Below are 6,292 nucleotides of genomic sequence, written 5' to 3'. Positions count from 1 at the left end.
CCTAAACATTGTTCCTCATTTATCAACCTGTTTATGCTTTTTCAAACTTTGCAGCAGAACCACTTTGGAGATATAAAAGAAATTTGGAAAAACGAAATAGAGATTTATTTGGATCATCGCTATTTAAATGAGACATTACCAGTGATGAATACGACTGCGGAAAATATGGTTGTTTGGATTTATGAAAAGATGGCGGAAGCATTAACAAAAGGGAATCGAGCAGAAGAATATAAAGGAGCTCGTGTCGAATTCGTACGTCTCTTTGAAACACCAACGAGTTATGCAGAAGTAAGACGGGAGTGGATACTCGATGAGTAAGATTCCTGTGTTGGAGATATTTGGCCCAACCATTCAAGGAGAAGGAATGGTTATCGGACAAAAAACGATGTTCATTCGCACAGCAGGTTGTGACTATAGCTGCTCTTGGTGCGATTCAGCCTTTACATGGGATGGCTCAGCAAAAGAACAAGTTAGACAAATGGCGCCAGAAGAAATTTGGAATGAACTTGTTGAAATTGGTGGAGAAAATTTTTCTCACGTTACAATTTCAGGTGGGAATCCCGTTTTGCTGAAAAATATTCAGTTTCTTCTTACTGTATTAAAAGAGAATGGAATTCGTACAGCGATTGAGACGCAAGGGAGTAAGTGGCAAGAATGGTTACTTCAAATTGAAGAAGTGACAATTTCGCCTAAACCACCAAGTTCGAAGATGAAAACAGATTTTACGATGCTAGATTCTGTTATTCATAAATTAGAAAGAAAAGATTTTAGTTTAAAAGTAGTTGTATTTGAAGATTACGATTTTGAATATGCAGTAAAGGTGCACAAGCGATATCCGCAAGTACCATTTTTCTTACAAGTTGGGAACGATGATACGAAAACGGTGGATGATGCAGCGCTTATTAAAAACTTATTACAGAAATATGAACGGTTGATTGAAAAAGCTGTACAGTGTAAAGAAATGAATGATGCAAAAGTATTACCTCAACTTCATGCTTTAGTATGGGGAAATAAACGAGGCGTATAAATAAGAGCATTTTATGAATAAATTGATAAGGTGGAAATAATATATGAGCTTAAAAACAATCCAAAGTGTAGAAATTGATACTGACAAAATTGAAGTAGCAGTAAAAATGATTCTTGAAGCAATTGGAGAAGATATTAATAGGGAAGGTATTTTGGAAACCCCAAAGCGAGTAGCAAAAATGTATAAGGAAGTTTTTCAAGGTTTAGGTCAAAACCCTTCTGAACATTTGTTAAAAATATTTAATGAAAATCATGAAGAATTGGTATTAGTTAAAGAAATTCCGTTCTATTCTATGTGTGAACATCATTTGGTACCTTTTTTTGGAAGGGCCCACATAGGTTATATTCCTAATAATGGAAAAGTAACTGGGTTAAGCAAATTAGCTAGAGCTTTAGAAACCATATGCAAAAGACCACAGTTGCAGGAAAGAATAACCAATGAATTAGCAAATGTAATTTTTGAAACTTTAGAGCCAAAAGGAGTAATTGTAGTAATTGAAGCTGAGCATATGTGTATGACAATGAGAGGTGTGAAAAAACCTGGTTCAATGACTATAACTTCGTCATATAAAGGAATATTTAAAGATAATAGTACACTTCGAAGTGAAACTTTAAATTTGATAGAGAGATAGAATTATATCGATATTATGCTAAAAAAGTACATACAGAACCTATGTTAAATACAAATTTGTATTCTATTCATGAGCAAACGTATAGAAGAAAGTAGACGCTCATTATCCTAGTACGTCTAATCGAAAGGCATTGCTGAAGACTTTGGCAGTGCTTTTTCTAAATCAACTTTTTGATATTTTTCATTCTGCTCACAATATCACTTTATATTTTTTGAGAATATATCCACACCTATCGGCATATATCTTAAACACAATAGATATATGAAAGGGTGAGAGTATGATTTCATCATATTCAGTAAGATACATTTTAATAACAGGTAATACTTTTATAAAAAAAGTGATTACTGTATATGCATCTTCAGCTTTCTTTGCGATTGAAAAAATCAAAAAAGAATTAGAACGCCGCTTTTCTAATCCTACAAAAATTGAAGTCTATGCAGTATAAATATTTAAAACAATTCAAACGGACAAGGTGAAACGGGATATTTGTTTAACCTTGTCCTATCTCGAATTTATTATATATTAATTACATATTAAAATTCATCATCACCGATTAAATTTCCTACATCATTATCCTTTGTAAGTCTTTGCTTCAAGTAATTTTCTTTTGTAGTTCTATCATTTTTATGGCCAACTGCAGCTGCTATGACATGAGGTGCTAGCCCCTTATAATCATATAAGTACTGTACATAAAAATGTCTAAAGAAGTGAGGGGTAATTCGTATATTCTCTGTAAAAAGTAACTTGGTATCCTTAATAATTTTAGAAATATATTGTGACAAGTAATTCTCTCTATAAGCAGTATGGTTCTTTGTTTGAAATATAGTCCCACCATTTTTAGTCCCAATGTTTACAGGTAACCTTCTCCGGATTCGAAATGCAACAATACGATTAAAAATGTCCTTATTAATAGAAACAATCCGTTCATTATCTCCCTTTGTATCAACTGTTAAATAGTAACGTCCACGTATAGCGTCATACTCAAGATCTTCCCATTTGGCATGAGCGACTTCTGCAACACGTAATCCCGTAGTAGCCAGGACCGATAATAAAGCGTAATTGATTTCATTGTCCTTATAGTAATGAAGCAGATGCTTCACTTCCTCATATGATAACTCGCGTTTTGGTTTATGTTGTTTATTAACGGTCGTACTTAGAATCTCTACATGAAGAGGTTCCTGGATATATTGAATTTCATACATCCATTTCAAGTAAGAGCGGATTACACCAAGTTTTCTACTAATCGTAGATACTTTGTACTTTTCTTTTGATTGATAGGAGATTGCCTCCTGGGATAACCACTTTTGGTAGTTTCGGATATGTCGTTTTCTTAAGTTCCTCCAAACTTGGCCAATTACATAATCTTTAACATCTTGCTGCAGAAATTCTGTGCTTTGTTTGATGAAAAAATAGAACTGGCTTAGATCACGTGCATATAGAGTCCTGGATGCATCCTTTATACGTTTTTCTTGGTCAAAATGTGTTTGCCGATTTAAGTAGTAGTACAATATTTCTTCATCTGAAAATCCCTCATATGTATATGAATCTTCTCTTTCGTTATTTTCCTTTTTAAATTCAGCTTCATTTATATAATCACGATTCCATAATGCAATTATGTTTGCGAAATTTTGTTTTTGTTTCTCTATATTTTCTAAAGAAGTTTCACTATGTATTGTAATCAATTCAAATTTCATTGTCATTCAACTCCTTATTAATTTCTTTTGTATCTATTATTATAACTGAATTACATTCAAAATTATTTACATATCAAAATTAAATTTTATAAAAATGAAAGTGTTATATAACCATAGAAAAACTCACATTTTCTATGGTTATTATCTATTTATTTTTTTAAATTACCTTTTATATAATTTCTAATTATATAAAAGGTAATTTAATTAGAAATTGAATTTTAATTTCATATATATTTAGAAATAAATTAAGTATTGATTGTGTTATAATTAATTTGCACTATATATTTTAGAAATTTAACTTTACATAATAAAATTATTGATTTCAGATAACAGAAGTTTACACATAGGAGGAAAAGATATGTTTGAAAGACAAGAAATGAATATGAATATGAATACGAATGAAGTAAAAGCTTATTTAGGAATTAGTAGCTTCATTTTTACTACTCTTATGAAACAAGAACAATTAAATCCAATTAATCGAGAGACTTGGCGTTTAGATGGTAGCTTTTTATTTAAGCGAGAAGACATAGAAAAGTTGAAAGAAGATCGTGAGACAGAAGGAATTACCTTATATCAGGCAGCCAAAGATTATAATGTGAGCATGTATCAACTTGAAAAGTGGATAGAACAAGGGGATTTGACTTGTTCTATACAGAAACATCGTAATCGTGAGACTAAATTTGTACATGAGGAAGAAATAAATGGATTGGTACAGCAATTGGATCAGACCAATACTCTATATACATTCTCACAAAAGTATAATGTAGTATTGTTCCAAAAATTTATGGAAGGTAATAAATTAGCACGCATTATATCTATTCCGAAGCGCGGGGATATTGTGCTTATTGATGAGTTTGGAAACAATATGACACTAGAAGATGCACTAAAAAGGGGGTATGAACCTTCATATGTTCTATCCGATAAACCAAGAAGCCATCATCAAAGGTTTGTCAAATTTCGTTTTCCTAAATCAGATCAATTACGTAGTAATGTTTTTCAAATAATTGATTTGGTACTACAGTATGTATCACCACGAAATATAAAGGTTTCTGAAGAAGATGAATTCTGGTATTTTGATGTTCGTCAATCTATTATTCAATTACCAATGCAAATGCAGGTAGAATGGATTGATTGTTTAAGCCCGTATATAATAGAAGGAAAATTAACAAGACGTGTTAATAATAGCGTGTATTTAGATAGCAGCAGTGTGACTAAGTCAGTAACGATTACAAACAATGAATACCATACAATCACAAAGATTGTAAATGAAACGAACAGTTCTATTGAAGAATTTATTGCAAGCGCAATCCGAGATAAAATTAATCAACATATGTTGTATAAAAGCTAAAATCTTTATCACATTAAGAAGATAACAGTTCAAAGAGAACTACTGTACTTCTAGTGGTTCTCTTTTTGTTGCAATAATCAACAAATGTTTTAAAAATAGAAGTACATTTTATTAATCAGATAAATCAGACGATTATATTCTAGCATGATTCCAATTATCTGAAATGTATGAGCAAAAATACATTTTCATACGAGATTTTTATTGAAATTACAAAATACTCATCAGAATTGATTGTAAGCAATGATAATTATCGTTGGTATAATTGTATTGTTATTATACTTAAGAATGTTTAAAGGTGAATCTGATAATTGATTTTTTGTGATGTACAGAAAAAAACAATTATCACATCCTTTTATTTTCACACTAGAACCTAAAAAGAGGTTCTATTACAAAGTTTCTTAATAGAAAAAATTATGTTGCAAAAAGAATTGGGCCTATTAATTATATGAAGAGAGGCATGTATTGTGTTGCTAGACAAAAATACTTGATACACCAATGTTTACCATAACTTACTTTAAATTAGTTTACATAAGATATATTATAGGTAGTTAAAAATTTCATCAAATCTTTATCTCAAAATGAATAGTATTCTTATGTCATTGAGATGAAAAAGGGAATTTTCTTGTTTTTCAGATCTGTGTTATGGATAACGTCATGAATTAAACCGATCTAGGTTGGCCACAGAATCTTTTACTAAAAAAGATTTATTTCTGTTATTTAAGATTTATATTACTGGATTAATATTTTAATAGATAGCAAGTTTTAATTCTAAGCTAAAAATGTTTCATATCTCAAAACAAAGAGTATTCTTGCTTTTTGAGATATGTGAGAAAAAAATGCCAGTTTATGCAGCCTTCCTTTGTATTTAATTCAAAAAATATCCAAATTCACTCTATATTTTTTGCTTTATAAAATTAAAAAACATATATGGTTCCTTTTTTAGCATGTATTTATTATATATTTTAATATGCTCCAGAATGGAATCTTCTTACCTTTAATCGTTTCAATTACAGCGTGCTAATGTATTAAACATAATTATCAATGCAATCAGTATATGGAACACTGTGTATCTGTCTCAAGCCATTCAATACATGAAAAAAGATTGGCAAACATAAAGAAGAACTAGGTTTATTTCTAGAAAAAATTAGCAGTCTTTCCAAAGGACTTAATAACAACAAAAGGAGCTAAACTATATATGTTAGCTCCTTTTACTTACAAATTATTTAATTATAAAGGATACGATTCCTAAAATAATACACAGAATGCCGCCTAATAATTGTCCTATTCCAAAAGCCTGTCCAAGAATCAATAAATTTAAAAAAATTTTTCTTGTTTGCGTTTTTCCTACGAATGCATCATCCGTTTTCATTCTATATACCCCATAATATTAATACTACTCCAATGTAACTTTACTCATAAAGTTGCCACTAAAGGAAGCATAACTTTGCCGTGAATGTTACAACAAGACAAATAAAAATACCTATTATCAGTATGAGGTATTTAATCTTACTATTTTAGTCATTAGAACTTTTATACGACAAGTTCAGTAACTTTAACAATGGCTTTTTAGGGTTCTGGTGCAAATACTTAGG

General features: G+C 30.5%; 6 protein-coding genes and 2 pseudogenes. 6 read left to right on the top strand and 2 right to left on the bottom strand.

Annotated elements, in window-relative coordinates; translation table 11 throughout:
- From B5P40_RS32155 to B5P40_RS33045, 4 genes are all read left to right on the top strand, one after another.
- Positions 1–318, top strand: a 318-nt coding sequence (locus tag B5P40_RS32155; RefSeq protein ID WP_258402219.1) for a 6-pyruvoyl trahydropterin synthase family protein, incomplete at its 5' end; no start/stop codon positions are given.
- The gene (gene queE, locus B5P40_RS32150) at positions 311–1,027 is read left to right on the top strand and encodes a 7-carboxy-7-deazaguanine synthase QueE (protein WP_002191885.1); all 717 of its coding nucleotides are present in this window, start codon (positions 311–313) and stop codon (positions 1,025–1,027) included. The genes B5P40_RS32155 and queE, both read left to right, overlap by 8 nt.
- Positions 1,028–1,070: 43 nt before the next feature.
- The gene (folE, locus tag B5P40_RS32145) at positions 1,071–1,658 is read left to right on the top strand and encodes a GTP cyclohydrolase I FolE (RefSeq protein WP_000054143.1); all 588 of its coding nucleotides are present in this window, start codon (positions 1,071–1,073) and stop codon (positions 1,656–1,658) included.
- A gap of 277 nt (positions 1,659–1,935) precedes the next feature.
- Positions 1,936–2,103 carry a hypothetical protein gene (locus B5P40_RS33045; protein ID WP_000625960.1) on the top strand — a complete coding sequence of 56 codons (168 nt, stop codon included), beginning with the start codon at positions 1,936–1,938 and terminating at the stop codon, positions 2,101–2,103.
- Positions 2,104–2,191: 88 nt separating this feature from the next.
- Here B5P40_RS33045 and B5P40_RS32140 read toward each other — a convergent pair whose 3' ends face one another.
- Positions 2,192–3,352, bottom strand: a complete 1,161-nt coding sequence (locus B5P40_RS32140; protein WP_002191884.1) for a tyrosine-type recombinase/integrase — start codon at positions 3,350–3,352, stop codon at positions 2,192–2,194.
- Between the two features lie 358 nt (positions 3,353–3,710).
- On the opposite strand from B5P40_RS32140, the gene B5P40_RS32135 reads away from it, so the two are divergent.
- Both B5P40_RS32135 and B5P40_RS34230 read left to right on the top strand, forming a co-directional pair.
- A complete protein-coding gene (locus B5P40_RS32135) occupies positions 3,711–4,700 on the top strand; it encodes a DNA-binding protein (RefSeq protein ID WP_113710538.1) in 990 nt (329 codons plus the stop codon).
- A gap of 1,004 nt (positions 4,701–5,704) precedes the next feature.
- Positions 5,705–5,800 (top strand): annotated as a pseudogene (locus tag B5P40_RS34230) (hypothetical protein); the annotation flags it as partial.
- A 119-nt stretch (positions 5,801–5,919) separates the two neighbouring features.
- Here B5P40_RS34230 and B5P40_RS32125 read toward each other — a convergent pair.
- Positions 5,920–6,103, bottom strand: a pseudogene (locus B5P40_RS32125) (hypothetical protein).
- Between the last annotated feature and the right edge of the window lie 189 nt (positions 6,104–6,292).

This window comes from Bacillus sp. SRB_8 (genome assembly GCF_003264205.1).
Lineage (GTDB): Bacteria > Bacillota > Bacilli > Bacillales > Bacillaceae_G > Bacillus_A > Bacillus_A mycoides.
This window is presented reverse-complemented; position numbering and strand designations above follow the sequence as displayed.

Coding starts and splice junctions, on each gene's coding strand:
- queE (WP_002191885.1), top strand. CDS start 311: ATGAGTAAGATTCCTGTGTTGGAGATATTTGGCCCAACCATTCAAGGA.
- folE (WP_000054143.1), top strand. CDS start 1,071: ATGAGCTTAAAAACAATCCAAAGTGTAGAAATTGATACTGACAAAATT.
- B5P40_RS33045 (WP_000625960.1), top strand. CDS start 1,936: ATGATTTCATCATATTCAGTAAGATACATTTTAATAACAGGTAATACT.
- B5P40_RS32140 (WP_002191884.1), bottom strand. CDS start 3,352: ATGAAATTTGAATTGATTACAATACATAGTGAAACTTCTTTAGAAAAT.
- B5P40_RS32135 (WP_113710538.1), top strand. CDS start 3,711: ATGTTTGAAAGACAAGAAATGAATATGAATATGAATACGAATGAAGTA.